The following is a 26,800-nucleotide window of genomic DNA, read 5'->3' as shown; positions in this document are numbered from 1 at the left end:
GCGCCGATGCGGCGCTCAGGCTGGAGCGTGTGAGCCGGTTCCCGCGACCGCCGACGTTGCCGGCGCTTCGTGCAGATAGCGCCACGCGGCGAACAGCGCGTGATCCGTGCCGAAGGCGCCCGCCTTCGTGACGATACGCAAATGCGGTTGCGACGCGCGGGCTTCGACGGGCTTGCCTATGGCCACGCCCGGTTCGATCTCCGCAATCAGTTCTACACCGCTGACGCCGACGGCACTCAGCATCGCGCGCGCGGTCTCGCCGCCCGTTGCGATCAGTCCGCCGAGCGCATTGAAGTGCGGCTCGACGAGCGCCGCAAGTGCTGTGGACAGCAGCGCGCCTTCGGCGGGATCGAACGCGTCGTCGCGGCCGATGCGCAGCAACAGATCCGCGCGCGTCGCGATCACCTCGCCGATCCGTGCCCGCCATGCGGGCCAGTCGGGATGACGCTCTCCGTCGCGCAGCATCGCGGGCGGTACGGTCAGTTCCGCCATGCCCGCGCGTTCGCGCAGCATCGCACACTGCCGCTCCGACACCGCCGAAAGACTGCCCACGAGAATCAGCACCGGCGCGTTTTCATCGCGCGATTGCGGTGGGCATTGAGTCTGTGCCGCGGGTCGGGCGTCGAACAGACCGGCGAGGCCTGCGATCTCGCGCGCGAGGCCGCCTGAGCCGACCCAGAACAGCGCCTCGCTCATCTGCGTCGTGACCTGAGCGAGCGTCGCTAAATCCTGCCTTGTCTCGGCGTCCACCACCAGTGCCTGCGTGCCGCTCGCTGTCACGGCCGCGATCTGCGCGGCGAGCGTGTCAGCACCTTCGCGCAACGCGTCGACTTCGAGTTGCGCGGTTGACAAGCCGGCTTCCGCCAGCATCGCGTGCAGGTCGGCGGCGCGGCCGGGATTGTCGAGCTGCCAGGTGTCCGTCGATTCGAGCGGTTCGCCGTGCACGAACACGCGGCCGCCGCGCAACGTGCGACCCGTCGCCGGGAACGCAGGCGCGACGATCGCGAGGCCGGCTAGCGGCTGCAACGCGGCGACCTCGGCCGCCCAGTTGCCGCGCAGCGTCGAGTCGATTTTCTTGTACAGACGCCGGCCCGGACCGCGCAATGTCTGCCACGCCGCCGCGCTGCGTTGCGCGGCCTGGGCTGGCGTGAGACGGCGGGTGTCGGTGTCCGCGGCGATCACGTCGGCCGCCTGTGCGTCGAGCCCATGCGCCGGCACGTCGAGCGTCACGATGGTGCGGTGGCCGGCGCTTGCAAAGCCGATCGCGCAATCTGCGGCGCCGGACAGATCGTCGGCGATGATCAGTATGCTCATCGCGCCAGCTCTCCTGCTTCGCGGCGAAGCTGCACGCGTTTCGCGACGGCGGCAGTGAGGATCGGAGAAAGGATCGCGGTCACCACGACGCACGCGGCCACGAGCAGTGTCGCGCTTTTAGCAGCCTCTGAGTAGACCGGGTTCGCCGCGGCGATCAGCGCCGGCACAGCGGCCGCATTACCCGCGGTATTCGCTGCCGCGACGCCCGCCACACCGGTGCCGCCCGTCAGACGATCGGCCAGATAAAGCGGAATACCTGTGACGATCACAACCGCAATGCCGAGCCCGATGCCGAGGATGCCGGCCTGCCACACCTTGTGCAGATCGAGGCTCGCGCCGAGCGCCAGAGCGAAGAATGGAATCATGACTGGTACGGCTTTGCCGAGGAACGCGCGCATTTCGCGGTCCAGGTTACCCAGCAGCATGCCGAAAACCAGCGGCAGAATGCTGCCGACGAGCGTAGGCCACGGGAACGCCGACAGACCGGCGACGCCGAGCGTGACCATGGTCAGGAAGGGGCCGGATTCGAGCGACATGATGGTGTAGGCGCCCACGTCTTCCGAGCGGCCGTATTGGCCCATCAACGCCATGTAGAGCCCGCCGTTGGTGTCGTTCATCGCCGCGACGACGGCAAGCGTCGACAGACCGGCGAAGAGTCCCGACGAAATGGGCTGTTCGCCGAGGAAATGCCCCATCACGACGCCGATTACGATCGCGGCGCCAACCTTGGTGACGAACAGCGCGCCGCCTTTTTTCAGCAGATAAGGCGTGGCTTTGACATCGATGCTCGCGCCCATGCAGACGTAAAACACCGCGAGAATCGGCAGCGCGCCGGTGAACAACGCGTTTGTGAACGAGCCGAAGAATTTCGGCATGCCCGGCAGGAAGGTCGCGACGAGCGCGCCTAGCAGCAACGGGACGATCATCATGCCGCCGGGTACGCGTTCAATGCCGCGCTTTATGTGTATTTGGGCCATACGAGTCTCCAGTCTGATCCGACCTGATTGATTTGGTCACTGATTTGATTGAAACAATCAGATTGCAGTGTACCTCTTCCACGAAACTTGCGCAAATCAATCATTTGTGTGATCGATGTGAGCAGACGGCGACCCGGCGCGCGTGCCCAAACGCGCTGCTGCGCATCTCGCTAACCAGCTGGAATTGCCCGCGCCGACGGCGCCAAACCTATGCCGACCACGTACACTGCGGTCAGCAACGGGCAATCAAAAGGAGCGAGGTAAGCAATGACGAGCGCGGCGTTCTCCCCTGCAGGTTCTGACAACTGGCTAGAGGCGCGGCGCGATCCGGAGACGGGAATCGAAAGCCTGCGCGCGCATTTCAGCGGCCACGCCTACGATCCACACGACCACGACGACATGCTGGTCGGCTACACGGAACAAGGTGTACAGCGCTTCCGGTGCCGCCGCTCGCTGCATACGAGCGTCCCGGGCCGGGCGATCCTGATCGAGCCAGGCGCGCTGCACGACGGACATGCGCCGGAAGCAGGCGGGTTCACCTACGCGATGTTGTATCTGCCGCAGACCTGGGTCGAACGCGCGACGCGCCGCCTGAACGTTCCCGGTGTCCAGCGGGTCGACGCGGCTTTCGCGCATACGCTCGTCGACGACAGCGGCCTTGTCGACGCCATCCGGCAAGCGTTTCTCGCGATCTACGGCAACGAAGGTCGACTGGCGCGCGACCAGACGTTGGATCGCCTCGTCAGGCGGCTCGCCGGTCACCTGGGCGATATCCCGATGACGGATAGCATGGCTATGTCGGCGACGATCGCGCGAGTCCGCGACTTCTTGCACGACCACATGGACGGCAACGTCGGACTCGATGAACTGGCCAGTATTGCGGGGATTGACCGGTTCCGGCTGACGCGTCTGTTTCAGCAGGCGTTCGGCACGTCGCCGCACGCGTATCTGGTCCGCCTGCGCCTGCGCGCGGCGCGCAGACTGCTCGCAAACGGCCGCACACCCGCGGAGGTTGCCGCGGAAGTCGGATTCGCGGATCAAAGCCATCTTGGCCGCTGGTTTCGCCGTGCTTACCGGATGACCCCTGCCGCCTACCGGCGCATGTGCACGAACGTTCCAGACTGATTGCGCAGGCTCGCCGATCATGAGCGCCTCACCGAGGAGCAAACATGTTCGATACGAAAGTAGCGCTGATCGTGCGCGACGATCTCGCAGTCTGGCAAAAACTCAATGTAGCCGCGTTTCTCGCGACGGGTGTCGCCGCCGCGATACCGGACGCGCTGGGCGAGCCTTACGAGGATGCCGCCGGGCGCCGGTATGGCCGCATGCTAGGTCAACCGATGCTGGTGTTCGCCACCGATCTTTCCGGGCTGCAAGCTGCGCATCGGCAAGCCGTCACGCGCGAACTCACGATCGTGCCCTACGTGCACGCGATGTTTTCAACCGGCCACGACGCGGCGAACCGTGAGGCTTTTCGTGCACAGGATGTGGCGAACCTGGACCTCGTGGGTCTCGCGCTGCATGGGTCCAAAAAGGCCATCGACAAAGCGGTGAAAAGGCTGAAGTTGCACTCGTGAGTCGGCGCGAGCGCCGGGCGCCGAGCGCCGGACCAGACCACGCGCGCCGTCACTACGAGGTACGCATCGACGTGATCCGGCCGGAATTCGAATTTTCGTTCTATCGAATCACGCGCAGCGGCCGCGATACGCTGCCCGCGTTGGATCAGTTCACGCAGATGTTCGCGGCGGCGGCGCAGCTGAGTCCATCCAACGCGGCGTCGAGAGCAAGGTAATCGCGTCGGCGTGTCCGACACCGCTCGGCCGCCTCGCCGTCCCGCACGTGGCGAAGCGGCATTGCCTCATAAGTACTCGACGTTGCCATCCACACTGATTGCCTGTCCCGTCACATTGCTGCCCGCCGGCGACGCGAGGAACAGTGCCATTGCCGCGATGTCGTCGACAGTCACCATGCGGCGCAGCGAGATCTTCTTCAGATACTCTTCGCGCATCGCGTTAAACGGGATTCCAAGCGCGTCGGCACGAGCGGAGATCACGCGGTCCATCCGTTCGCCTTCCACCACGCCGGGCAGGATCGCGTTGACGCGAACATTGCTCGGTCCGAGCTCCGCAGCGAGCGATTTGACGAGCCCCACGATCGCCCATTTCGTCGACGCGTATGGCGTTCGGAACGGATACCCAAGGCGTCCCGCAACAGAAGACATCGCGATGATGCTCGCGCAGTCCGATGTCTCCTTGAGTACCGGCACCGCCTTGCGCAAGAAATAGAACTGACTGTTCAGATTGGTGGAGACAGTACTTTCCCATTGCGCGGGATCGAGTTCCTCCACGGCACCCGTAGGTCCCGCTATGCCGGCGTTATTGACGAGAACATCGAGTCCGCCGAGCTTGCGCCGCGCATCGTCGATGATCTGATCGACCTGCGCCTGCTTCGACACGTCGGCGATGCCCGCGTGCAGTTTGGGGAACCGCGACGTGGCCTCATCGATGGCGGCCTGGTTCACATCGCAGATATAAACCTCTGCTTGCGCCTCGATGAACGCTTCGGCGATCGCCAGGCCGATTCCCGCAGCACCCGCTGATACGAATACCCGCAGCCCGGGCCTCGGCTTCAAAAGATCAATGATGCTCATGCTCGTGTCTCTCCGATATTCTTGATATGGCTCGTTATGCGGCCCGTAGCGTGGCTTGTAGAGTGATTAATAAAGCCGCTCACAGCGTGAGTCCTCCGGTGGCCTCGATAACCGCGCCGTTGACATAGCTTGCTTCGTCGCTCGCAAGGAACGCGTAGATGCTGGCGATTTCCTCGGGCTTGCCGAGCCGGCGCAGCGGCACCTGGTCGCGCATCTTCGTCAATACATCTTCAGGGATCGTCTTGAGAATAGGCGTGTCGATGAAACCCGGCGCAACCGCATTGACGCGAATGCCTTTCGGACCCAACTCGCGACTCCATGTCTTCGTGAAGCCGATCACGCCGAACTTGGCTGCGGCATAGTTCGTCTGTCCGTAGTTGCCGTAGACGCCCACCACGGAACTCGCGTTCAGGATGACGCCCGAACCCTGTTCGATCATGGTATCGACAACGGCCTGGGCGGTATGGAAAACGCCGCGAAGGTTCACGTCGATGACGTCGTCGAATTGCTGCAGCGTCATTTTTTGCAAACGGGCGTCGCGCGTGATGCCCGCGTTGTTCACCACCACATCGATGCGCCCATATGTGCCGCGCACTTTGGCGACCATTTCATCGACCTGCGTGCGATTGGTGACATCGACGGCAAATGCGTCGGCCTTCCCGCCCGCTTCGCGACACAGGTGCGCGACCGTCGCCACCGCATCGAGATTCATGTCGCACGCGATCACGACCGCCCCTTCGCTTGCGAACTTCAATGCCGTTGCCGCGCCGATCCCCTGCCCCGCGCCGGTAATGATCGCGACTTTTCCGTTCAGCTTCATCGTTGAATATCCTTACTGTAAAAGCCAGGCTCTAACATGCCCGCTATGGTTTCATCTGTGCAGCCGACCCCGACGACGCAAGCACACCGGCCTCGCTGCGCATTGCTCGCGCCAGCACAGGAACGAGTGCGAGACCGAGCACCCCGGCAATCAGGATCACCGTGAAACCGGCATCGCTTCGACCGGAGGATGTTTCTGCAATACCGAACAGATACGGTCCGACGAAGCCGCCAATCAAACCGATCGTGTTGACGAACGCAAGGCCGGCGGCTGCCTGAATGCCTTGCAGACGCTTCATCGCGATCGCCCAGTAAGAAGGCAGCACACCGCCCGCGAAGAACGCGGTCACCGTGAGCAGCGCAATGCGCGCGGCGGGATTCGTCACTGCAAGGTACGCACAAGCACCGAGGATAAGCCCTGCGGTCAGGATACCGAGAAACACACAGTCACGATCCGTGCGGCGATGGATACGCGGAAGAACCAGCACGCCAAGCAGAAAGCCGAGACCGACGCTCGCCGAGAGAAAACCTACCACGAGCGACGAATCGACATGCATCTGATGAATGATGGCGGGCGTAAAGAAATACAGTCCGACGAACGCGACCTGATTCAGAAAGTAGATGAGGCCGATCAGCACCGTCGTCGGCCGTTTCAGAGCGGCGATCCAGTTCGCGGACGAATAGTCGGCGCGGCCGTGCCCGTCGATTACCGCATGCGTCTCCAGCACATCGCGCTCGGCCGCCGAGAGCCATCGTGCGTCGCGCGGCCGCTCGGGCATCTTGAAGAACAATACGATGCCGACGATCACGCTCGGAATGCCTTCGAGCATGAACATCCATTGCCAGCCGTGCAGGCCGCCGAAGCCGTCGAGTTGCATCAGCGCGCCGCCCAACGGATTGCCGAGCATGAGCGCGAGCGCCGGCGCAATGTAGATCCAGCCGACCACGACAGGCCGGTCGTGAGGCGCGAACCAGAGCGTCACCATATACATCAGCGCGGGGAAAAGGCCCGCTTCCGCAATGCCCAGCAGAACACGCAACACGTAGAACGAGGACGTTCCCTGCACGAACATCATCGCCGTCGACAGAATGCCCCACGTCACCGCGATGCGTGCGATCCAGCGGCGCGGCCCGACCTTGTGGGCTGCGAGGTTGCTCGGAACTTCGAGCAATGCATAGCCGAGAAAGAAAATGCCCGAGCCGAACCCATATGCGGCGGCGCTGATGCCCACATCCGCCGCAAGCTGAAGCTTTGCGAGCGCCACGTTGGTGCGATCGAGGAAGGACATGAAGTAGATGGCGCACATCAACGGGATGAGTCTGGCCATTGCTTTGCGCGTGGCGATGCGATGCAACTGTCCGACCCGCTGATCGGCGGAAGCGGTATCCATAACGTTGTCTCCAATATTTGAAACAGCTCTATTTTTTTGTTGTTGCGAGGCAAACCAGGACTCATCGGGTGATGAGTCCCGTAGCGGGTACAGAGCGGCTACAGATTGACCTGATCGGCGCCCTTGAGGCCCAGCATTTTTCGCGCGTCGGCGGGCGTGGCGATTTCCAGAGACAGCTCTTCCAGAATGCGCCGGATTTTGCGGACCTGTTGCGCGTTGGTCTCCGCCTTAACGCCCTTCGCGAGATACACACTGTCTTCCAGACCCACACGCACATTGCCGCCCATGATCGCGCTCATGGTTACGAGCGGCATCTGATGCCGACCTGCGCCGAGCACCGAGAAGTGATAATTCTCGCGGCCGAACAGCCGGTCTGCCGTGGAACGCATCAGCAGCATGTTTTCAGGGTCGGCGCCCAGACCGCCCAGAATCCCGAACACCGATTGAATGAAAAACGGCGGTTTAACGAGGCCCTGATCGACGAAATGCGCGAGGTTATAGAGGTGGCCCACGTCGTAGCATTCGAATTCGAAACGCGTGCCGCTTTCGCCCAGTTCCAGAAGAATGTTGCGGATGTCCCTGAAGGTGTTGCGGAAGATCATGTCTTCCATTCCTTCGATGTAGTCCTTCTCCCAGCCGTAGCGCCACGATGAAATTTTTGCGGCGACCGGATGGATCGAAAAGTTCATCGAGCCCATATTGAGCGAACACATCTCAGGTCTCGCCAGTCGCGGATACGCAAGACGTTCTTCGAGCGTCATACGCGTGCTGCCGCCTGTCGTGATGTTGATGACCGCGTCGGTCGCTTCGGCGATCGCGGGCACGAAGGCCTTGAAGATTTCCGGACTCGGTGTCGGGCGGCCGTCAACCGGATCGCGAGCATGCAAGTGGATGATCGCGGCGCCCGCCTGAGCTGCTTCGATCGCCTGATCCCTGATTTGCTCAGGCGTGATCGGTAGAAATTCGGACATCGACGGGACATGCGTTGCCCCCGTGATGGCGCATGAAATGATGACCTTTCGGCTGGTGTCGCTCATTGAAGTATCCTCGATTGCGGAGATGATCCGGCGCACTGTCGTACCCGACCGGATCACGCGTCCACGTTGTCCCCATTGTCTGCAGATGCCGCGACCGCTGTGCGGGCGCATCGTCTTGTGTAGTCAATCTTATTTCGATACGATCGCAGTGGTAAGGTCATTTCCGGACATGGAGATGTCCCCCGAGGACAATTTGCGGAGCTTTCTTTGGCATCGACCCGCCCATTGCTTAACGAGCGTATTTACGCGCCGTACAAAATCGCCGCGCTGGTCGAAGTCCTCGCGGAGCAAGGCATTGCGGCCGAAACCAGTCTGAAGGGAAGCGGCCTGACAGTGGATCAGCTCAACGACGCGTCCGTGATGACCTCGGTGCGTCAATATGCAGTGGTGGCCCGCAACGCGGTGCTGCTCTCGCGCGACCCGGCGACGCCGTTCAAGGTCGGCTCGCGTCTGCACCTGTCGGCGTACGGCATGTACGGCTATGCGTTGATGTCCTGCCTGTCGTTGCGCGATTACTTCCGTCTCGGCGTGAAGTACCATCGCCTCGCAACACCCACGGTGACGATCGACTGGACGGAGTATCCGGACAAGGCTGTCTGGTCGTTTCCGGACGCGTTTGTTTCGAGCCCGTCGCGCGAACTGCGCGAGTTCATCATCGAGCAGCAGTTCACGCAGCATGTCACGCATTTGCAGGACGTCGCCGGCCATAGCTGCCCGCCGCTCAAGGCCTGTTTCTCGTACCCTGCTCCGCCGCATGCCGGTATCTATTCGCAGTACCTCGGCTGTCCGTGCTTTTTCGACGCGCCGCAATGCGAGCTCATCTACGACAGCGCGATTCTGAACCAGAAGCCTCAACTCGCGCACAAGCTCACGGCAACGCTGCTGCAGGAAACGTGCGATCGCCTGATCGGGCAGGCGAAGACCTCGGTGGGCACATCCGGCGAGGTGTACCAGATTCTGATGAGCACGCCCGGTGTTTTTCCAGGCATGGAGGAAGTGGCGACAAGGCTGAATCTTACGAGCCGGACCTTGCGGCGCCACCTTGAAACAGAGGGAACCTCGTTCGTGGCAATCGTCGACGATGTGCGCTGCTCGCTCGCTATCGAATACCTGCAGTCGACAAGAATGAGCACCGAAGATGTCGCGATGCTTCTAGGCTTCAGCGACGCCGCAAACTTTCGCCGCGCGTTGAAGCGGTGGACAGGAAAAGGGCCTGGCGAATTGCGACGGTGAGCGCGTTTCCAAAGCCCGTTGCCTCCAATTGAATGGCAGTACTGCGAACGTTAATGTGCTCTTCGAACGCAGATACCGTTAGCGGAAACTCGCGCGACCTGGCGGCATGAAAAGGCTTCACCTTCAGATCCGCGCGTAAATCGAACTGCCGATTGTCAACGTCGTCGCACTGGTCGACGCGAAACGGATCTCGTAGAGGTCGCGCCCGAAATTGCCCGGCACCTTGACCGACATGCCACCGAGCGTGTCGCTCAACGGCACGAATAGCTGGTAGCGAAGGTCTTCGTTGCCGTATAGCACGTAGCCTGGAAGTTCGTTCAGTGTCGCGAAAAATCCCGGCGGATTGCCAAGAACGACGATCGGCACGGCGCTCGGCGAATCGTTGGTCAACGTCCATTGCGTACCGACGCGTTGCTGCCACGCGCTGTCGAGCGCCGCCAGCGGTGTCATTTGCTGACCGACCGGCAACGTCAGATAGGCATAGCCCGCGCCCGGCACGACGCGCTTCATCAGATAGCGATAGTTGAACGCATTTCCCCCGCTGTCGCTGCCCGACACGACTGCGAAGCGATATGACGTCGTGTCGGTATCGCTTGCCCACCAACCGTCGCTGCGATACCGGTATGCGCCAATCTGCGCCCAGCCTCGCGTGTGGGCGTCCCACTGGTTGATCTGCAGACTACCGTCCGCGTTGGCAAGCACCTGATACGGCGAATCCGAATTGCCGTAGATGCCCGCGCCGCTCGCAATGCCCGGCCCCGATGCAACCGGCGCGGGCGTCGTACTGATCCTCGCCGGCAGCGACGAAATCGTGCCGTCTTCTTTCAACGCCGACAGCACCAGCGTTTCAGCAATCCCGCGAGCGTCGTATCCCGCATTGCCGGTCACCAGCAGCGCGAAATGCGAGTTGGGCACAACGAAAAATTCGGTCGAATAGAACGCAGTGCCGCCGTCTTTTTCCCACCCGAGCACGCCTGCAGCGTTGAGCGCCGGCTGCACCACGGTGTCCCAGCCAAGACCCCAGCGCCATTCGGGCGATGGGTTGATCGTCAGGCTTTTCGTCTGGTCCGCGCCCATCTCCGCGATGCCCGCCGCGGAGACGATGCGCCGTCCTTCGAACACGCCGCCGCCGTAGATCATCTGCGCGAGGTTCATCATGTCGGCGGGCGTGGAGCTTAGTCCTCCGGTCGCGTACGCATTGACGAATTCCTGGCGCTGGGTGCCGTTCACGTAGGGCAGCGAGAACGGTCCGCTGGAAGGCACGCTCGTCAGATAGCTGGAGTTCGTCATCTTGAGCGGCGCGAGAATCTCCGACTGGACGAAGTTCACGAAGCTCTGCCCCGTCACGGCGAGCACGACCTGCTCGACCATCGTGAAGCCGTCGTTGCAATACACGGCCAGTTCACCGGGCAAATGCTTCAGGTGCGAGTTGGCGAGTTCGGCTTGCGTGTCGGCGGCGTAGCCGGCAACCGGCTCGAACGTGAAGAGATTGCGCCCATTTGTGCCGGGTAGACCGGATGCATGCGACAGCAGATGACGCATGGTGATCTGCGCGTATTGCGGCGACAGCATCGTGAAGGCCGGCAGATATTTGACGATCGGCGTGTCGAGCGCGATTAGCCCACGATCGACGAGGATCGTCGCCGCCAGCGCCGGGAACAACTTACTGACCGAGCCGATGTTGAAGCGCGTCTGCGGCGTCGCCTTGATCTGCCCCGGCACCGATGCCAACCCGAAGGCCTGCTGCCAGACCACCGCGTTGCCTTTGACCATCGCGACTGAAATCGCGGCGACGCCATTCGACGGATCACTGACAGCCTGCTGGATCACCTGTTGACCAAGTGCAATGGTCTGCTGATAAGGCGTCGAATGAAGCTCGTCGTTGCCGCAGCCGGGCAGCACGGCCGCGAGTACCCCGGCGCCCGTGTAGCCGAGAAACTGCCGCCGCGCTTCGCTGGAAAGTCCCTCGTTATTGCGGTTGCATCTGGCCACGGCATTCCCCTTTGTTCAAGTTTTTCAGGACCTGCAACAAGCGCTTCTTCAACCGTGGCATCGCCAGCACGGCGATGCCATTTTCCGCATCTTTGACACAATGCAAGGGCGTTTCGCGTGCTGCACCCTGCACCAATCATAGCGGCGCAATGAGAGCGCGAGTAGCAATGTGTCGAGATGCTGCGAGGCTTTGGCTCAAGAGTGCGCCTAACGAGTTGCAACACCTGGTCCGGGCAGCCGGCTCAGCTTGCGAACGATATGTACCTTGTGAAGGGCCGCCTAAGCAGCCGCTTCTTCCAGCTTTTCCATCAGCATCAAGGCGTTCGGCACCGCCTCGCCGTGCGCGGTGTTGTCGAAAATACACCAGACGTCGGCTCCGGAATCGCGGGCTTCGACAATGCGCGCCGCGACCGCTTCGATGAACGGCTCGTCGTAGGCCGAATAGTAGATTCGAGGCGAGCCGTGCAAACGGATGTACAAGGTGCGCGGATCGCCCACCGGTTCGGCGCCGGCGACGGGCGGTGGATGCGCGCGCACGCAGGCGACCTTGCCGTCGATTAGCGTCTGCGCGGCTTCGTCGGTGAACCACGACGCATGACGCGGTTCGCACACAACGCGCACGTTTGTGAGGTCGCGCAGCAGCGCAAAGAAGTCGCTTGCGACGGATTTATCGAATGCGAGGCTCGGAGGCAACTGCAGCAACAGGCAGGCCATTTTCTCGCCGAGGGGCGCGACTTCCGCAAGAAATGCGCTCATGGCGGCATCGGCGTCGCGCAACCTGAGTTCGTGCGAGACCGCCTTCGGAATCTTCACGGAAAACCGGAACGCTTCGGGTACGGTTTCCGCCCAGCGGGCGTAGGTTTTCGGCTGATGCGGGCGATAGAACGACGAGTTGATTTCCACGGCCGGGAACACCCGCGCATATCGCTCGAGATGGCTGCCATCCGTGGCAAATTGCGCCGCGACATTGGATGACAGCGCCCAGCCTGCACAGCCGATAAGTATCGGCGATGCGGTGGGACGAGTCTCGCGATGCGTCGAATGGGTCATGCGTGTAGGCGCAGCAAAGTCCGGGCCTATGAGGCGTGCTGATGCCGCTGGTTTAGCAGCTAGATGTGGCACCTATAAGAAAAAGGCCCGCGGGAAAGCGGGCCTTGCGAGATGCTGACGGCGGGAAGCTGCGGGAGCAGCGTTCCTTTGGGAGACCTTTTACGTCGACGATGGCTTTGGTCGCGCTTGGTCGCGTCTAGTTGGCTTGGGTCTTTTGCGTCGGTTAATGGACCGGACGTGCTCGATCTGCACGCCGGTTGTTACCGCTTACTCCCACTCGATTGTCGCCGGCGGCTTGCCCGAGATGTCATACACCACCCGGTTGATCCCGCGCACTTCATTGATGATGCGGTTCGACACATGACCCAGCAGCTCATGAGGCAGATGCGCCCAATGCGCGGTCATGAAGTCCAGCGTCTGCACGGCGCGCAACGCGACCACGTACTCGTAAGTGCGGCCGTCGCCCATCACGCCGACGCTCTTCACCGGCAGAAACACCGCGAACGCCTGGCTCGTCAGGTCGTACCAGGACTTGCCGGTTTCCTTGTCGATGAACGTGCGCAGCGTCTCGATGAAAATGGCGTCTGCGCGACGCAGCAGGTCCGCGAAATCGCGCTTCACTTCGCCAAGAATCCGCACGCCCAACCCCGGGCCCGGGAACGGATGGCGATACACCATAGCCGGCGGCAGACCGAGCTTCACGCCAAGCTCGCGCACTTCGTCCTTGAACAGTTCGCGCAGCGGTTCGAGCAGCTTCAGGTTCAACGTCTCAGGCAGGCCGCCCACGTTGTGGTGGCTCTTGATAGTCTGCGTCGCCTTCTTGCCCTTGCCCGCCGATTCGATCACGTCCGGATAGATCGTGCCCTGCGCGAGCCACTTCGCGTCGGTGAGCTTGCCGGCTTCCGTCTGGAACACCTCGACGAACTCCGCGCCGATGATCTTGCGCTTCGCTTCCGGGTCAGTCACGCCTTCCATCTTGCGCAGGAACACGTCGCTTGCGTCGACATGAATCACCTTGACGCCCAGGTGATCCGCGAACGTAGCCATGACCTGCTCGGCTTCGTTCAGGCGCAAAAGGCCATGATCGACGAATACGCAGGTGAGCTGATCGCCGATCGCGCGGTGCAGCAGCGCCGCCGCCACCGACGAATCCACGCCGCCCGACAAGCCCAGAATCACGTGTTCGTTGCCGACCTGCTCGCGAATCTTCGCGACTGCTTCGTCGATATAGTGGCCCATTTCCCAGTCGGGCCGCGCGCCGCAAATCTGCAGCACGAAGCGCTCTAGCATCGCACGGCCTTGCAAGGTATGCGTGACTTCCGGATGCCATTGCAGGCCGTAGAAGCGGCGCGTCTCGTCGGCCATTGCGGCGATCGGGCACGATTCCGTCGACGCCATCAGCGCGAAGCCGGGCGGCATTTCGAGCACCTTGTCGCCGTGGCTCATCCACACCTTCAGCATGCCGTGACCTTCCGGCGTAGTGAAGTCGCTGATGCCTTCGAGCAGGCTCGTGTGATTGCGCGCGCGCACTTCGGCATAGCCGAATTCGCGCAGATGGCCGATGTCGACCTTGCCGCCCAGTTGCTCGGCCATGGCCTGCATGCCGTAGCAGATGCCGAGCACCGGCACGCCGAGTTCGAACACCGCTTGCGGCACGCGCGGCGTGTCCGTTTCGGTGACCGAGCTCGGGCCCCCGGACAGGATCACGCCCTTCGGCGCGAAGTCGCGGATGAACGAAGCATCGACGTCGTAGGGATGGATTTCCGAATACACGTTGGCTTCGCGAACGCGACGTGCAATCAGTTGGGTGACTTGCGAACCGAAGTCGAGGATCAGGATCTTGTCATGCATGGCAGCGGACGGAGTCAAAAGTGAGCGGATACGGAATGCCGCGCACGAAGCGCGGCGTTGAATTCAAAGCGGTCCACGCGGACATGCGGGCCCGCGGATTCGATGGCGAAACGCGATGATGAAGCCTGTGTGCGCCTGGTCCGCCACTGCTGCAGAGAACTGCCTGCGGCGCGCGCGCACGGATTGCGGTTGCTTCGGCGAATGCACTGGCGCGCGGCGCGTCAGCCATGAAACGGGGGCCGGGGCGCATTGGGCGCATCGGCAGCGGCATTGCGGGCCTCGTCGCGAGCGGCAGCAGCTTGCACGCGTGCAGCGCGTTCGGATGCGCTCAGACCGGGCTCGTCGACCGCCGGATGCAACGGCGCGGTAGATGCCGAGCCGAGCGGCCGCGTGTCCGGAGCAGCAGGCACGGCCGTCGCAGGTACAACCGTCGCAGCAGGCATAGCCGGCTCGACGAGCGGCTCCGCGCGATACACCGGGAAGCCTGCCGTAGCAGGCACCACGGGCTCGCGCCGGCCGTCCGTGCTTGCAGTGCTTGCCGTGCTGCTTGCCGTGTTGATTGCCGCTTCGTTCGCCGCCCTGTTTGCCGCATTTTTGGCGGCGTCTTTCGCGGCCTGCTTTTCGGCACGCTCAGCGGCAGTGGCTTCAGCGACGCGCAACTTCTCGCGCCGCCGCACCGCGCCCGACAACCGCACGCCGCCCAGACCCAGCACCAGCAACACCACTCCCGTGAGCACCGCGACGATCTGCCCGAAGCCGGTCAGCGCCGGCGTATGCAAACCGAGCAGCCAGACCAGCATCAGCACGCCGGTCAGCCAGTTCACGTGGCCAACAGCCCTTGCAACCGACGACGTCAGCCCGCCGTCGATCGACGCATGCAACGCGAGCCACGCGAGCCCGATCAACGCAATGCCAAACGCCTGGCCGACCAGCGCCGGCTGCGTTTGCACCAGCAGCAGCGCGTTGTACAACGAAGTCCACGGCGTCAGCAGGAACAACAGGCCGAACGCGAGCAGCAACAACGCGTCGACGATCAGTACAGCGCGCAGCAATGGCTTCATTGGCGTTTAGTCCACGTGGTAGTTGGGCGCTTCCTTGGTGATTTGCACGTCGTGCACATGCGACTCGCGCAAGCCCGCGCCTGTGATCTGCACGAACTCGGCCTTGTCGTTCATCTCGGCAATCGTGCGGCAACCGCAGTAGCCCATGCTGGCACGCACGCCGCCGATCAGCTGGAACAGAATCGCGTTGACCGAGCCCTTATAGGCGACGCGCCCTTCGATACCTTCCGGCACGAGCTTGTCGATGTTTGCCGAGTTGTCCTGGAAGTAGCGGTCCGCCGCGCCGTCCTTCATCGCGCCGACCGAACCCATGCCACGGTAGGACTTGTACTGGCGGCCCTGATACAGGAACACGTCGCCCGGCGCTTCTTCGGTGCCGGCGAACATGCTGCCCATCATTACGGCGTTTGCGCCCGCTGCGAGCGCCTTGCTGACGTCGCCCGAGAAACGCACGCCGCCGTCTGCGATAACCGGCACGCCGGTACCCTTCAGCGCTTCAGATACGTTCGAGATCGCGGTGACTTGCGGCACCCCGACGCCCGCGACGATTCGCGTCGTGCAGATCGAGCCCGGGCCGATACCGACCTTCACGCCGTCTGCGCCGTATTCGACGAGCGCCTTGGCCGCCGCCGCGGTGGCGATGTTGCCGCCGATCACCTCGACGTGCGGGAAGTTCTGCTTGACCCAGCGCACGCGCTCGAGCACGCCCTTGCTGTGACCGTGCGCGGTGTCGACGACGATCACGTCTACGCCCGCCTGAACCAGCAGTTCGACGCGCTCTTCGTTGTCCGCGCCGACGCCGACCGCCGCGCCCGCGCGCAGCTTGCCGTGTTCGTCTTTACAGGCGTCCGGGTGCTCGGTCTGCTTGGTGATGTCTTTCACCGTCATCAGGCCGCGCAGTTCGAATGCGTCGTTGATGACGAGCACGCGCTCCAGACGGTGGCTGTGCATCAGCGCCTTGGCCTCGGCGAGCGAGGTGCCTTCCTTGACGGTCACGAGCCGTTCACGCGGCGTCATGATGTTGCGCACCGGCTCGTCCAGACGCTCTTCGAAGCGCAGGTCGCGATTGGTGACGATGCCGATCAGCTGCGCGCCTTCCACAACCGGGAAACCGGAGATGCCATGCTGTTGCGACAGTGCAATGACGTCGCGCACCTTCATTTGCGGCGGCACCGTGATCGGATCGCGGACGACGCCTGACTCGAAACGCTTGACCTTGGCCACTTCACGCGCCTGCTCGGCCGCCGTGAGGTTCTTGTGGATGATGCCGACGCCGCCCATTTGCGCCATGGCGATAGCGAGGCGGGCTTCGGTGACCGTGTCCATAGCGGCGGACACGAGCGGCATATTCAGGGAAATATTGCGGGTCAGCCGGGTCTTGAGGCTGGTGTCGCGCGGCAGAACATCGGAGAAGGCCGGGACGAGGAGCACGTCATCGAACGTGAGTGCTGTTTGGATCAGACGCATGGCAAATCCTATAGGCGCAAAAGCGAATTATACGCGATACCTCCCCGCTTTTCACTGCGCGAACAGCAGCTTAGCGAATTTCGGGTGCTTTTTTTCGTGGCTTCGCGTCCGCTATTTCGCTTCGTCTTTCGCCTCGGGTTCGATCGCGTTTCGTTTGCTGGCCTCGAATGCAGAATCAAACAAGACGCGCGCGGCGCCCAACGGCTAATCTGCGGCCTATCCCGGATTTCTTGCAGGAGCAGTCGATGCAGCGCGGTGTCGCATATGGAGTGATAGCTGGAGCCTTGTGGGGCATGGTTTTTCTGGTCCCGCGGGTGCTGCCGGACTTTTCACCGCTTCTGCTGTCCGCCGGCCGGTACACCATGTACGGCGTCGTCTCGCTGGCAGCGGCGCTGCCAATGGCGCGCTCGCTCGTCAAACGCCTGACTCGCGAGGACCTGGTCGCGCTCGTCAAGCTCGCGCTGGCCGGCAATCTGCTGTATTACCTGCTGCTGACTGCCGCTGTGCATCTGGTCGGGATTGCGCCGGCGTCGCTGATCGTCGGCGTGCTGCCCGTCACGGTGACGCTGATGGGCCGCGGCGACCACGGCGCGGTGCCGCTTTCCCGCTTGGGCTGGCCGCTTGCGATGGTGATGGCCGGCATCGCCTGCATCAATATCGACGTCTTCACGGTCGCCGAAGGCACGCCGGTCAGCGTTCTCACCAAAATGCTCGGCCTCGCCTGCGCGGTCGGCGCGCTCGGCTGCTGGACGTGGTTCGCAGTCGAAAACGCTCGCTACCTTCAGCGGCAGACGCGTTTCACCGGCAACGAGTGGTCCGTGCTGTGGGGCGTGGTGACGGGCATGCTCGGCGCCGCGCTCTGGCTCGCGGCCGCCGCGCTGCCGCCGGGCGGCCCGCAAGGCGAACTGGCGTCAGGCCGCTGGCACAGCTTCTGGATGCTCAACCTCGGTCTCGCGATTGGCGCGTCGTGGCTCGGCAACGGGCTGTGGAACGCGGCGTCGAAGCGGCTACCCCTCACGCTTTCCGGCCAGTTGATTGTCTTCGAAACGCTGTTCGCGCTGCTCTACGCGTTCATTTACGACGAACGGCTGCCGCGGCCGCTGGAGATCGCCGCAATCCTGTTACTGGTGGCGGGCGTGTGCTGGTCGGTGCGTCAACATGCGGATGACGATTCCGGGGGCGCCACGCCTATCGGGAAAAAGGCGCACGGTTCGGCGCCCTGAAGTGGGCGATGCGCCTGTGAGCCGGCGCCTACCGCGAATCCTTATTCTGCCAGCGGCGGCCTTCAATGGAGCCCGCCTTCCGGGTTTTTTCGACGCGGCGTTGGCGAGAAACCTTCGGGTCCACCAGCAGCGGCCGGTAGATCTCGACGCGGTCGTGATCGGCCAGCGCCGTATCGAGTGGCTTGAGCTTGCCGAACACACCGACCTTCTGCGTGCGCAGATCGATCTGAGGATAACGCTGCAAAACGCCGCTAGCCTCGATCGCCTGCATGAGTGTGGCGCCCGCGGGCAGTTCGACGTCGATCAGCACCTGCTCGGTGGCGAGCGCATAACAGACCTGAACGGACAGACGTTCGCTCATGCCTTGCCGTAGCGCTGATCGGCGCGCTTCACGAACGATTCGACGAAAGTATTGGCGATGTGATTGAACACAGGCCCAATGATCTTCTCGAGGATGATGTTGGTGAACTCGTAGTGCAGCGCGAATTCGATCTTGCAGGCGTCCGCGCGCAACGGCGTGAAGCGCCAGAAACCGGTGAACTTGCGAAACGGGCCGTCAGCGAACTCCATGTCGATACGCGTGGGCCGCTCCATACTGTTGCGCGTGGCAAAGTGTTGCTTGATACCCTTGAAGTTGATGTCGATCTTCGCCTCCATGCTAGTGTCGTCCCGGTGGCGGACCTCCACTCCTCCGCACCAGGGCAGGAAGTTGGGGTAATCGGCGACGTCGGTGACGAGGTCGAACATCTGTTCCGCCGAATGGCGGATCAACACGGTTTTTTGGACATCTGCCATAAATTGAACAGCGCGCGGCGAGGGTGGACGAGCGCGGCGGGCTTTCCTTGCCCCGCTTTGCTAAAATCGTGATTTTAAACGAGTTGGGCACTTTCCATTCATGAGCATTATCGACAACAGAAAAGCCTTCTACGACTATTCGGTCGAAGAACGCTACGAAGCAGGGCTCGTGCTCGAAGGATGGGAGGTCAAGGCCTTGCGCGCCGGCCGTGGCCAGATCAAGGAAGGTTACGTCGTGATCCGTAACAACGAACTGTTCCTGATCGGCACGCATATCAGCCCGCTGCCCGAGGCCTCGACCCACATCACGCCCGATCCGGTCCGCACACGCAAACTCCTCTTGCATAGCGAGGAAATCAGCAAACTGATCGGCAAGGTCGAGCAGCGCGGCTATACGCTCGTGCCGCTGAACTTCCACTACAAGGGCGGCCGCGTCAAATGCGAAATCGGTCTAGCCAAGGGCAAGAAGCAGCACGACAAGCGCGAAACCGAGAAAAAGCGCGATTGGGAGCGCGAAAAGGCGCGTCTGATGCGCTCGCCGGGCTGAGCTATTGCTCGCTCTGCGTCGTTCGCTTTACGCGACGCGAAAGAACTATCGCGCGGATATGCCGCACGTTGCCCCCGAGGCCGCCGCATCTTTTTTTCACCTGATCTAACAAAATGGCCCGCACTGATGCGGGCCATTGTTTTTCCTGCGCCATTATTGAAACGGTCTTACGGCCGACTCGCCCGTGCCTCGCCCGGATTGCTCAGCGCGCGTCCGCCACACCCTTGCCTTTATTCACGATGGCGAGCGCCGACGCGATCATCGAACTCATGTCCGACAGATTGCCCGGCACGATCAGCGTGGTGCCCTGCTTTGCCAGATTGCCGAACGCGTTCACGTATTGCTCGGCGACCTTCAGGTTCACCGCCTCCATGCCGCCGTTCGACTGGATCGCAGCGGCAATCTTCTGGATAGCCTGCGAATTTGCGTCCGCAACGGCAAGAATCGCCGCGGCCTGACCTTGCGCCTGGTTGATCGCCGCCTGCCGCTCGCCTTCCGATTTCTGGATCGCCGCTTCGCGGCCGCCCGACGCGATATTGATCTGCTCCTGCTTGCGCCCTTCCGACGCCGCGATCAACGCGCGCTTCTCACGCTCGGCGGTGATCTGCGCCTGCATCGCGTGAAGAATTTCCTTTGGCGGCGTCAGATCTTTAATCTCGTAGCGTAAGACTTTGACGCCCCAGTTCGCCGCAGCTTCGTCGAGCGCGGAAACAATGCTGTGATTGATGAAATCGCGCTCTTCGAAAGTCTTGTCGAGTTCGAGCTTGCCGATCACCGAGCGCAGCGTGGTCTGCGATAACTGCGTGATCGCAAACACGAAGTTGCTCGACCCATACGACGCCTTCATTGGATCCGTGACCTGGAAGTACAGCACGCCATCTACCTGCAACTGCGTATTGTCGCGCGTGATACAGACCTGGCTCGGAACCTCGAGCGGGATCTCCTTGAGAATGTGCTTGTACGCGATCCGGTCGACGAAAGGGAACACGAAGCTCAAACCCGGCGTCAGCGTGCTGTGATAGCGGCCAAGGCGCTCGAGCACCCATGCGTGCTGCTGCGGCACGATCTTGATGGTCTGCGCCGCCAGCACGATCACGATGACCAGGAACACCGCCCCGATGATGGTCGAATCCATATCTGCACTCCAGAACCGTTAGTTAGTTTAATTAATTGCTGCGAGCCTACCGGTCAATATCAAAGATGCGTCGCATTGGACCGTGCGTGCTGCGCCGCGGCCACCACGAGGCAACTGCCGCGCAACTCTTTGATCTCGTAAATGCGCGCATCGTCCGGCTCTCCGGGCGCGAGTTCGACGTCCCATTCCGCCCCGCGATAACTCACTCGCGCACGACGCTCGTGCCATGCCGGCACGCTCACCGTCTGACCGATGTCGAGATTGACGTCCGGATTCCTGGACGCCTCCTTGCGCGTTCTGCGGCCGAAACGCGAACGCCTCAACACGAGCACCGCGGCGAGCGCGACGATCGCCGCGACCGCGAACTGCATGTCTGCGGCAGCGCCCGCGATATGCGCAATGGCTGCAGCGACGCAACCGAGCGCGATCATCAGCAAATAGAAAGTGCCGCTGAGCAACTCCAGCACGACTAGCACACCGGCCCCGATCCACCAGAACAGTCCACCTGGCGCCACTTCGACCTCCACAAAGCAAAACACCCCGGATCTACCGGGGTGTTTATAGCACGAAGCGGATGCGGATTACCGGCATCGAACGTGCGGTTGAGCCTGCCTTTGATGCGCGTTCGATGTGCTTTCGCTACGCGTTCGATCTGCCGCGCGTTTCGTCATGCGTGCCGCTTACGACGCGGCACGCGCAACGCTTACTTCGTCGACGTCTTTGCCAGCTGTTGCCAGGTCTCGATGATCGTGTCCGGGTTCAGCGAGATCGACTTGATGCCTTCGTCCGTCAGCCACTGAGCAAAGTCGGGGTGATCCGAAGGACCCTGACCGCAGATACCGACGTACTTGTCGAGGCGCAGGCACGTTTCGATCGCGCGCTTGAGCATGAACTTGACCGCCGGGTCGCGTTCGTCGAAATCGACGGCCAGCAACTCCATACCGGAGTCGCGGTCGAGGCCGAGCGTGAGTTGCGTCAGGTCGTTCGAGCCAATCGAGAAACCATCGAAGAACTGGAGGAATTCCTCTGCCAGAATCGCGTTCGACGGCACTTCGCACATCATGATCAGACGCAGGCCGTTCTCGCCGCGCTTCAGGCCGAACTTTTCGAGCAGCCCGACCACGCGCTCGGCCTGCTTGAGCGTACGCACGAACGGCACCATGATCTCGACGTTGTCGAGGCCCATCTCTTCACGCACCTTCTTCAGCGCGACGCATTCCATCTGGAACGCTTCGGCGAAGTCTTCAGCGATGTAGCGCGACGCGCCGCGGAAGCCCAGCATCGGGTTTTCTTCGTCCGGCTCGTAACGCGAACCGCCGATCAGCTTCTTGTACTCGTTCGACTTGAAGTCCGACAGACGCACGATCACGGGCTTCGGATAGAACGCTGCAGCGATCGTCGCGATACCTTCGGTCAGCTTGTCAACGTAGAACGCGCGCGGCGAGGCGTGACCGCGAGCGACGCTTTCCACGGCCTTCTTCAGGTCCTGATCGATGTTCGGATATTCGAGAATCGCCTTCGGATGAACGCCGATGTTGTTGTTGATGATGAACTCGAGCCGCGCGAGACCCACGCCGGCATTCGGCAGTTGCGAGAAGTCGAAAGCCAGTTGCGGGTTGCCGACGTTCATCATGATCTTCACCGGAATCGGCGGCAGGTCACCGCGCTGCACTTCGGTGATTTCGGTTTCGAGCAGACCGTCGTAGATCTTGCCTTCGTCGCCCTCAGCGCACGAGACGGTGACGAGCGAGCCCTCTTTCAGCACGTCGGTCGCGTCGCCGCAGCCCACCACGGCCGGCACGCCCAGTTCGCGCGCGATGATCGCCGCGTGGCAGGTACGCCCGCCCCGGTTCGTAACGATCGCGGATGCGCGCTTCATCACCGGCTCCCAGTTCGGGTCGGTCATGTCGGCGACCAGCACGTCGCCCGGCTGCACACGGTCCATTTCCGACGGATCGTGAATCACGCGCACCGGACCCGCGCCGATCTTCTGGCCGATCGCCCGGCCGGTGGCCAGCACGTTCGATTGTCCCTTCAGCTTGAAGCGCTGCTCCGCCTTGCCGGTCGCCTGGCTCTTCACCGTTTCGGGACGTGCCTGCAGGATAAAGATCTTGCCGTCGCGGCCGTCTTTGCCCCACTCGATGTCCATCGGACGCTCGTAGTGTTTTTCGATGATGACCGCGTACTTCGCGAGCTCGATCACGTCTTCGTCAGTAATCGAGAAGCGGTTGCGCTGTTCGTGCGGCACGTCGACAGTCTTCACGCGGCCTTCTTCGCCGGCCTTCGTGAATTCCATCTTGATCAGCTTGGAGCCGATCGAACGGCGGATGATCGGATACTTGCCTTGCGCGAGCGTGGTCTTGTAGACGTAGAACTCGTCCGGATTCACCGCGCCTTGCACGACGGTTTCGCCCAGACCATAGCTCGACGTGATGAAGACCGCGTCTTTGAAGCCGGACTCGGTATCGAGCGTGAACATCACGCCGGCCGCGCCGACGTCCGAGCGCACCATGCGCTGAACACCAGCCGACAACGCGACTTCAGCGTGCGTGAAGCCCTTGTGTACGCGATAGGAAATAGCGCGGTCGTTGTACAACGACGCGAACACGTGCTTCATGCGATCGAGCACTTCTTCGATGCCGACCACGTTGAGGTAGCTTTCCTGCTGACCCGCGAACGATGCGTCCGGCAAGTCTTCCGCCGTTGCCGACGAACGCACGGCAAAGGAAAGCTCTTCAGGCGAGCTGTTTTGCAAGGTCTCGAAACCTGCGCGGATGTCAGCCTCGAGTTGCGGCTGCAACGGCGCTTCGACGATCCATTGACGGATCTCCTTGCCCGCTTCGGCGAGCGCCTTCACGTCGTCGACGTCGAGCGTCTCCAGACGTTTGGCGATGCGCTCGGTCAGGTTGTTGTGATGCAGGAAGTCGCGGAAAGCCAGCGCCGTCGTGGCGAAACCGGTCGGCACGCGCACGCCTGCTTCGGCGAGCTGACTGATCATCTCGCCTAGCGACGCGTTCTTGCCGCCGACAATCTCCACATCGGTCATCCGCAACTGCTCGAACGGAACTACATATGCCCTATCCTTTGCGACGGTAACTGCGTTAGTCATACAAGCCCCTAAGTGTGAAAGAAATTCACGGCTGTGCAAGTGGGCTCGAACGCGAGACGCCCATTGGGAGCGTGACCTCGCGTCTTGCACAACCTGTTGGAGAAGCAATCGCTTACGGAGCTTACGGCGCTTGCGTACCACGCCGATGCAACGCGCTTGTGCAATGCATCACGCCGACAACGCCAATGAAGCCAACGAAGCCAACGAAGCCAACCAGGGCGACGAAGAGCGCGAATGCCCGGATTTAGCGATCGATGCGCCGCGTTCCGTGGCGTTTGACGTCCGATAGCGGAGCGTTGAACGACCGTTCGCGGTGAGTTAGGCGCCAATCGCCTGCAATTGCTTATCCAACAGGTTGCCGCTATTCTACCGTGCCGACTCTCGAAATGTGACTGTCGGACGAGAATTGCGCCTCCAACCGCGCCCGGACCGCCTGCGCGGCTCTTTCAATCTTTTCCGAAGAGTCTGCAGGTGCTTCCCGGCGCAGTAGCGGTGCCCACGGCGCGTTGTTTGACGCCGCTGCTTTGCGGTCAGCCACCGCGCAGCGAAATCAACGCAGCGATGTTCCATTCGAGCGCTTTTTGCCGCTCACGTTCCCTGCCCCACTGATGCCGCCCACCGTATTCATCGTCTCCGACGGTACCGGGATCACTGCCGAAACCTTCGCGCATTCGATCCTCTCCCAGTTCGACCAGAAATTCCGCCTGGTTCGCGTGCCTTTCGTCGACTCGACGGAAAAAGCCTACGCCACGCTCGAAAAGATCAACGAAGCGATCCAGCAGGACGGCCGCCGTCCGATCGTGTTCACGACGCTCGTGGACAGCGCCTCGAATCAGATCGTCAAGGGCTCGAATGCGCTTGTGCTGGACATGTTCCAGACCTTCGTCGAGCCGCTGGAACAGGAACTGGAACTGAAGTCGAGCCACGCGATGGGGCGTGGCCACCAGAACGCGGACACCGAGGAATACAAGAACCGGATCGAAGCGATCAACTTCTCGCTAGCGCACGACGACGGCCAGTCGAACCGCAATCTCGCCGATGCGGACGTGATACTGGTTGGCGTGTCGCGCAGCGGCAAGACGCCGACAAGCCTGTATCTCGCCATGCAGTACGGCGTGAAAGCGGCCAACTATCCGCTGATCCCGGAAGATTTCGAGCGAGGCAAACTGCCTACGCCGTTATTGGCGCATCGGCAGAAAATGTTTGGGTTGTCGATCGATCCTCAGCGGTTATCGGAGATCCGTAACGAGCGCCGGCCGGGCAGCAAGTACGCCGCGCCGGAGAATTGCCGTTACGAGATCAACGAAGCCGAAACGATGATGCGTCGCGAAGGGATCAAGTGGCTGTCGTCGACGCACAAGTCGATCGAAGAGATTGCGACCACGATCCTGCAGGAGATCAAGCTGGATCGTCCGTCTTATTGAGCGGGGAAACGTGCAGGCGAACGCGCGTCGCTGGGCATGTTCGCGGCGCGCTGTTGTCTGCATTGCTCGAAGACGCATACAGCGGCCGCGGCCGCGACATTGAGTGACTCCATGCCGCCCGGCTGGGGAATCGTCACCCGCAATGAGACGGCCTCACGCCAGATTTGCGATACGCCGGCCCCCTCGTTGCCGAACACCCACGCAAGTTGTCCGCTCAGGTCACAGTCGTAGATCGCCGCTGCGCCGTGCGAGTCGGTAATCACGACAGGCACCGCGAGGCGATCTATCAACGTCTGCGCTTCGACGTCTTCGTAGATCTGCAGCAGGAAGTGTGCGCCCATGCCGGAGCGCAACACCTTGGATGACCACGCGTAGGCGGTGCCCGGTGCGCAGAACACGTGCTGGATACCCGCCGCGGCTGCGCTGCGCAAGATCGAGCCGACGTTGCCTGCGTCCTGCACGCCGTCGAGCACGACGCATGTCTGCGCGACCTTCTCCGGCAGCGGCATGGCCAGCTTTTCCACGAGCAGCAGAATCCCGACGCCGTGCACGACATTCGACAACTGTCCGAAAAGCGCATCCGGCAACGTGACGATGCGATGTTCGTCGATGCGCGAAACGATCGCCTGAGCTTCGTCGTGACGCAGTGCGCCGTCGGTGACGACGCACATCTCCGGCTGCCCGGCTACATCGAGATAAGCGCTCGCGAGATGGAAACCTTCCAGCAGCGCATGGCCGCTGCGGCGCTGTTGATGCGTCGAACCGGCGAGCGCCTTCAGGCGTTTATAGAGCGGATTGTCCCGCGAGGTGATGGCTTTCACAGGCAGCGAAGACGGTGAGGTAAGGAAAAAGGTTAGCGGGGGTAAAGCGTCATGCTGGATGCAATCACGCACCGGGTGTAGATCGGGCCGCCCGCCAAATCCGCGCGATATTCAAGCGCCGCTGTGTTCGCCGAACGCGTCGCGATCGAGCATTGCGTCGTCCAGCATGCCGTTCGCCAGCATATCCGGCACGACGATGACTTCGCCCGCGGGCAGCGGCACGCCGGTGCCGAATCGCAAATGGGCCTCGCGCACGGGCGCGAACGAGCGCCGATGATGTTCGCAGGGACCGTGCTCCCGCAACGCCGCGAGGTGTTGCGGCGTGCCGTAGCCCGCATGCGCATTGAAGCCGTAAAGCGGATACGTCTGGTGCAGTTCCAGCAGCATCCGGTCGCGCGTGACCTTGGCAAGAATCGACGCCGCCGAAATGCATTTCACGAGCGCGTCGCCACCAATCACTGCTTCGCTACGCACGGTCAATGTCGGGCATCGATTACCGTCGATCTTCACTAGCGTGGGCGTGACGGACAGCCCTTCCACCGCACGCTTCATCGCCAGCATGGTTGCATGGAGGATGTTCAGCGAATCGATTTCTTCGACGGTTGCCGATGCAATGCAGTACGCGAGCGCGCGGTCGACGATCTTGTCGTATAGCTCGTCACGCTTTTTGGCGCTCAGCGCTTTGGAATCGTCGAGGCCGCGAATCATCGGCTTCGACGGGTCGAAAATCACCGCCGCAGCCACCACCGGACCGGCCAGCGGTCCGCGCCCTGCTTCGTCGACGCCGCAAATAATGTCGTCGGGCGTCTCGAAGTTCAAGCCGACCTGCCGGCCGGCCGATCCCGCCGCGCCTGCGACGGCCGCGGTCTTGCGGCGAGGCGCGGGTGCGATGGTGCGTCCGCTG

Annotated in this window: 26 protein-coding genes; 8 read left to right on the top strand and 18 right to left on the bottom strand. The window is 62.2% G+C overall.

Features of this window, described 5'->3' with window-relative positions; translation table 11 throughout:
- Positions 1-15 precede the first annotated feature (15 nt).
- Together H281_RS0103340 and H281_RS0103335 are read right to left on the bottom strand one after the other, a co-directional pair.
- Positions 16-1,314: a four-carbon acid sugar kinase family protein gene (locus H281_RS0103340; protein ID WP_020065667.1), complete on the bottom strand. Its 1,299-nt coding sequence runs from the start codon at positions 1,312-1,314 to the stop codon at positions 16-18.
- Positions 1,311-2,291, bottom strand: coding sequence for a 2-keto-3-deoxygluconate permease (locus H281_RS0103335; RefSeq protein ID WP_020065666.1), 981 nt, complete (start codon positions 2,289-2,291; stop codon positions 1,311-1,313). The genes H281_RS0103340 and H281_RS0103335 overlap by 4 nt, the downstream gene beginning before the upstream one ends.
- A gap of 267 nt (positions 2,292-2,558) precedes the next feature.
- Between H281_RS0103335 and H281_RS0103330 the strand changes: the two genes are divergently transcribed.
- From H281_RS0103330 to H281_RS0103320, 3 genes are read left to right on the top strand one after another with little or no spacing between them, the layout of a single operon-like run.
- Positions 2,559-3,416 carry an AraC family transcriptional regulator gene (locus H281_RS0103330; RefSeq protein WP_020065665.1) on the top strand — a complete coding sequence of 286 codons (858 nt, stop codon included), beginning with the start codon at positions 2,559-2,561 and terminating at the stop codon, positions 3,414-3,416.
- A gap of 44 nt (positions 3,417-3,460) precedes the next feature.
- Positions 3,461-3,868, top strand: a complete 408-nt coding sequence (locus H281_RS0103325) for a DUF2000 domain-containing protein (protein WP_020065664.1) — start codon at positions 3,461-3,463, stop codon at positions 3,866-3,868.
- The gene (locus H281_RS0103320) at positions 3,865-4,083 is read left to right on the top strand and encodes a hypothetical protein (protein WP_020065663.1); all 219 of its coding nucleotides are present in this window, start codon (positions 3,865-3,867) and stop codon (positions 4,081-4,083) included. The genes H281_RS0103325 and H281_RS0103320 overlap by 4 nt, the downstream gene beginning before the upstream one ends.
- Before the next feature lie 66 nt (positions 4,084-4,149).
- Here the strand turns inward: H281_RS0103320 and H281_RS0103315 are convergent, their stop codons facing one another.
- From H281_RS0103315 to H281_RS0103300, 4 genes are all read right to left on the bottom strand, one after another.
- On the bottom strand, positions 4,150-4,941 hold the full coding sequence (locus H281_RS0103315) for an SDR family oxidoreductase (RefSeq protein WP_020065662.1): 792 nt from the start codon (positions 4,939-4,941) through the stop codon (positions 4,150-4,152).
- A 79-nt stretch (positions 4,942-5,020) separates the two neighbouring features.
- Positions 5,021-5,761: a 3-oxoacyl-ACP reductase FabG gene (gene fabG / locus H281_RS0103310; RefSeq protein ID WP_020065661.1), complete on the bottom strand. Its 741-nt coding sequence runs from the start codon at positions 5,759-5,761 to the stop codon at positions 5,021-5,023.
- 43 nt (positions 5,762-5,804) lie between these two features.
- Positions 5,805-7,151 carry an MFS transporter gene (locus H281_RS0103305; RefSeq protein ID WP_020065660.1) on the bottom strand — a complete coding sequence of 449 codons (1,347 nt, stop codon included), beginning with the start codon at positions 7,149-7,151 and terminating at the stop codon, positions 5,805-5,807.
- Between the two features lie 98 nt (positions 7,152-7,249).
- Positions 7,250-8,188, bottom strand: a complete 939-nt coding sequence (locus tag H281_RS0103300; protein WP_020065659.1) for a BKACE family enzyme — start codon at positions 8,186-8,188, stop codon at positions 7,250-7,252.
- A gap of 207 nt (positions 8,189-8,395) precedes the next feature.
- On the opposite strand from H281_RS0103300, the gene H281_RS0103295 reads away from it, so the two are divergent.
- Entirely contained in the window at positions 8,396-9,421 is a 1,026-nt protein-coding gene (locus H281_RS0103295) for an AraC family transcriptional regulator (RefSeq protein WP_027804256.1), read from the top strand.
- A 123-nt stretch (positions 9,422-9,544) separates the two neighbouring features.
- On the opposite strand, the gene H281_RS0103290 is transcribed toward H281_RS0103295, so the two are convergent.
- The 5 genes from H281_RS0103290 to guaB all read right to left on the bottom strand — a co-directional run bounded on the left by H281_RS0103290 (position 9,545) and on the right by guaB (position 16,842).
- Positions 9,545-11,413, bottom strand: a complete 1,869-nt coding sequence (locus H281_RS0103290; RefSeq protein ID WP_020065657.1) for a serine hydrolase domain-containing protein — start codon at positions 11,411-11,413, stop codon at positions 9,545-9,547.
- 279 nt (positions 11,414-11,692) lie between these two features.
- The gene (locus H281_RS0103280) at positions 11,693-12,463 is read right to left on the bottom strand and encodes a DUF72 domain-containing protein (RefSeq protein ID WP_020065656.1); all 771 of its coding nucleotides are present in this window, start codon (positions 12,461-12,463) and stop codon (positions 11,693-11,695) included.
- Between the two features lie 267 nt (positions 12,464-12,730).
- Positions 12,731-14,314, bottom strand: coding sequence for a glutamine-hydrolyzing GMP synthase (gene guaA, locus H281_RS0103275; protein ID WP_020065655.1), 1,584 nt, complete (start codon positions 14,312-14,314; stop codon positions 12,731-12,733).
- 221 nt (positions 14,315-14,535) lie between these two features.
- A complete protein-coding gene (locus H281_RS0103265) occupies positions 14,536-15,375 on the bottom strand; it encodes a hypothetical protein (RefSeq protein ID WP_020065653.1) in 840 nt (279 codons plus the stop codon).
- 6 nt (positions 15,376-15,381) lie between these two features.
- Positions 15,382-16,842 carry an IMP dehydrogenase gene (gene guaB / locus H281_RS0103260; protein ID WP_020065652.1) on the bottom strand — a complete coding sequence of 487 codons (1,461 nt, stop codon included), beginning with the start codon at positions 16,840-16,842 and terminating at the stop codon, positions 15,382-15,384.
- A gap of 245 nt (positions 16,843-17,087) precedes the next feature.
- Here guaB and H281_RS0103250 point away from each other — a divergent pair, with 245 nt between their 5' ends.
- Positions 17,088-18,065 carry a DMT family transporter gene (locus H281_RS0103250; protein ID WP_027804255.1) on the top strand — a complete coding sequence of 326 codons (978 nt, stop codon included), beginning with the start codon at positions 17,088-17,090 and terminating at the stop codon, positions 18,063-18,065.
- 28 nt (positions 18,066-18,093) lie between these two features.
- Here the strand turns inward: H281_RS0103250 and H281_RS0103245 are convergent, their stop codons facing one another.
- Complete coding sequence (locus tag H281_RS0103245) at positions 18,094-18,426, bottom strand: RnfH family protein (protein ID WP_020065649.1); 333 nt, start codon at positions 18,424-18,426, stop codon at positions 18,094-18,096.
- Positions 18,423-18,860, bottom strand: a complete 438-nt coding sequence (locus H281_RS0103240; RefSeq protein ID WP_006048694.1) for a type II toxin-antitoxin system RatA family toxin — start codon at positions 18,858-18,860, stop codon at positions 18,423-18,425. Before H281_RS0103240 ends, H281_RS0103245 begins: the two co-directional genes overlap by 4 nt.
- A 100-nt stretch (positions 18,861-18,960) precedes the next feature.
- Between H281_RS0103240 and smpB the strand changes: the two genes are divergently transcribed.
- The gene (gene smpB / locus H281_RS0103235; protein ID WP_020065648.1) at positions 18,961-19,407 is read left to right on the top strand and encodes an SsrA-binding protein SmpB; all 447 of its coding nucleotides are present in this window, start codon (positions 18,961-18,963) and stop codon (positions 19,405-19,407) included.
- Positions 19,408-19,609: 202 nt separating this feature from the next.
- On the opposite strand, the gene H281_RS0103230 is transcribed toward smpB, so the two are convergent.
- The 3 genes from H281_RS0103230 to ppsA all read right to left on the bottom strand — a co-directional run bounded on the left by H281_RS0103230 (position 19,610) and on the right by ppsA (position 23,651).
- Positions 19,610-20,542, bottom strand: coding sequence for an SPFH domain-containing protein (locus H281_RS0103230; RefSeq protein WP_020065647.1), 933 nt, complete (start codon positions 20,540-20,542; stop codon positions 19,610-19,612).
- Between the two features lie 59 nt (positions 20,543-20,601).
- Positions 20,602-21,057, bottom strand: coding sequence for an NfeD family protein (locus H281_RS0103225; RefSeq protein WP_020065646.1), 456 nt, complete (start codon positions 21,055-21,057; stop codon positions 20,602-20,604).
- A 188-nt stretch (positions 21,058-21,245) separates the two neighbouring features.
- Entirely contained in the window at positions 21,246-23,651 is a 2,406-nt protein-coding gene (gene ppsA, locus H281_RS0103220) for a phosphoenolpyruvate synthase (RefSeq protein WP_027804254.1), read from the bottom strand.
- Between the two features lie 163 nt (positions 23,652-23,814).
- On the opposite strand from ppsA, the gene H281_RS37465 reads away from it, so the two are divergent.
- Together H281_RS37465 and ppsR are read left to right on the top strand one after the other, a co-directional pair.
- On the top strand, positions 23,815-23,940 hold the full coding sequence (locus tag H281_RS37465) for a hypothetical protein (protein ID WP_020065644.1): 126 nt from the start codon (positions 23,815-23,817) through the stop codon (positions 23,938-23,940).
- Between the two features lie 319 nt (positions 23,941-24,259).
- Positions 24,260-25,075, top strand: a complete 816-nt coding sequence (gene ppsR / locus H281_RS0103210) for a posphoenolpyruvate synthetase regulatory kinase/phosphorylase PpsR (protein ID WP_020065643.1) — start codon at positions 24,260-24,262, stop codon at positions 25,073-25,075.
- Here ppsR and H281_RS34255 read toward each other — a convergent pair.
- Positions 25,069-25,896, bottom strand: a complete 828-nt coding sequence (locus tag H281_RS34255; protein WP_020065642.1) for a TrmH family RNA methyltransferase — start codon at positions 25,894-25,896, stop codon at positions 25,069-25,071. The genes ppsR and H281_RS34255 overlap by 7 nt on opposite strands.
- Before the next feature lie 111 nt (positions 25,897-26,007).
- Entirely contained in the window at positions 26,008-26,787 is a 780-nt protein-coding gene (rnhB, locus tag H281_RS0103200) for a ribonuclease HII (protein ID WP_027804253.1), read from the bottom strand.
- Positions 26,788-26,800 lie beyond the last annotated feature (13 nt).

The sequence above is a fragment of the Paraburkholderia caledonica genome, assembly GCF_000383275.1.
GTDB classification, from domain to species: Bacteria; Pseudomonadota; Gammaproteobacteria; order Burkholderiales; family Burkholderiaceae; genus Paraburkholderia; species Paraburkholderia caledonica.
Note: the sequence above shows the minus strand (reverse complement) of the source record. Positions and strands in the feature narration are given on the sequence as shown.

What these genes read in the sequence shown, in the direction of transcription:
- ppsA (WP_027804254.1), bottom strand. Translation starts at nt 23,651, where the DNA reads ATGACTAACGCAGTTACCGTCGCAAAGGATAGGGCATATGTAGTTCCG.
- H281_RS0103315 (WP_020065662.1), bottom strand. Translation starts at nt 4,941, where the DNA reads ATGAGCATCATTGATCTTTTGAAGCCGAGGCCCGGGCTGCGGGTATTC.
- guaA (WP_020065655.1), bottom strand. Translation starts at nt 14,314, where the DNA reads ATGCATGACAAGATCCTGATCCTCGACTTCGGTTCGCAAGTCACCCAA.
- H281_RS0103230 (WP_020065647.1), bottom strand. Translation starts at nt 20,542, where the DNA reads ATGGATTCGACCATCATCGGGGCGGTGTTCCTGGTCATCGTGATCGTG.
- ppsR (WP_020065643.1), top strand. Translation starts at nt 24,260, where the DNA reads ATGCCGCCCACCGTATTCATCGTCTCCGACGGTACCGGGATCACTGCC.
- guaB (WP_020065652.1), bottom strand. Translation starts at nt 16,842, where the DNA reads ATGCGTCTGATCCAAACAGCACTCACGTTCGATGACGTGCTCCTCGTC.
- H281_RS0103330 (WP_020065665.1), top strand. Translation starts at nt 2,559, where the DNA reads ATGACGAGCGCGGCGTTCTCCCCTGCAGGTTCTGACAACTGGCTAGAG.
- H281_RS0103305 (WP_020065660.1), bottom strand. Translation starts at nt 7,151, where the DNA reads ATGGATACCGCTTCCGCCGATCAGCGGGTCGGACAGTTGCATCGCATC.
- H281_RS37465 (WP_020065644.1), top strand. Translation starts at nt 23,815, where the DNA reads ATGCATCACGCCGACAACGCCAATGAAGCCAACGAAGCCAACGAAGCC.
- smpB (WP_020065648.1), top strand. Translation starts at nt 18,961, where the DNA reads ATGAGCATTATCGACAACAGAAAAGCCTTCTACGACTATTCGGTCGAA.
- H281_RS0103245 (WP_020065649.1), bottom strand. Translation starts at nt 18,426, where the DNA reads ATGAGCGAACGTCTGTCCGTTCAGGTCTGTTATGCGCTCGCCACCGAG.
- H281_RS0103280 (WP_020065656.1), bottom strand. Translation starts at nt 12,463, where the DNA reads ATGACCCATTCGACGCATCGCGAGACTCGTCCCACCGCATCGCCGATA.
- fabG (WP_020065661.1), bottom strand. Translation starts at nt 5,761, where the DNA reads ATGAAGCTGAACGGAAAAGTCGCGATCATTACCGGCGCGGGGCAGGGG.
- H281_RS0103240 (WP_006048694.1), bottom strand. Translation starts at nt 18,860, where the DNA reads ATGGCAGATGTCCAAAAAACCGTGTTGATCCGCCATTCGGCGGAACAG.
- H281_RS0103335 (WP_020065666.1), bottom strand. Translation starts at nt 2,291, where the DNA reads ATGGCCCAAATACACATAAAGCGCGGCATTGAACGCGTACCCGGCGGC.
- H281_RS0103340 (WP_020065667.1), bottom strand. Translation starts at nt 1,314, where the DNA reads ATGAGCATACTGATCATCGCCGACGATCTGTCCGGCGCCGCAGATTGC.
- H281_RS0103265 (WP_020065653.1), bottom strand. Translation starts at nt 15,375, where the DNA reads ATGAAGCCATTGCTGCGCGCTGTACTGATCGTCGACGCGTTGTTGCTG.
- H281_RS0103250 (WP_027804255.1), top strand. Translation starts at nt 17,088, where the DNA reads ATGCAGCGCGGTGTCGCATATGGAGTGATAGCTGGAGCCTTGTGGGGC.
- H281_RS0103325 (WP_020065664.1), top strand. Translation starts at nt 3,461, where the DNA reads ATGTTCGATACGAAAGTAGCGCTGATCGTGCGCGACGATCTCGCAGTC.
- H281_RS0103300 (WP_020065659.1), bottom strand. Translation starts at nt 8,188, where the DNA reads ATGAGCGACACCAGCCGAAAGGTCATCATTTCATGCGCCATCACGGGG.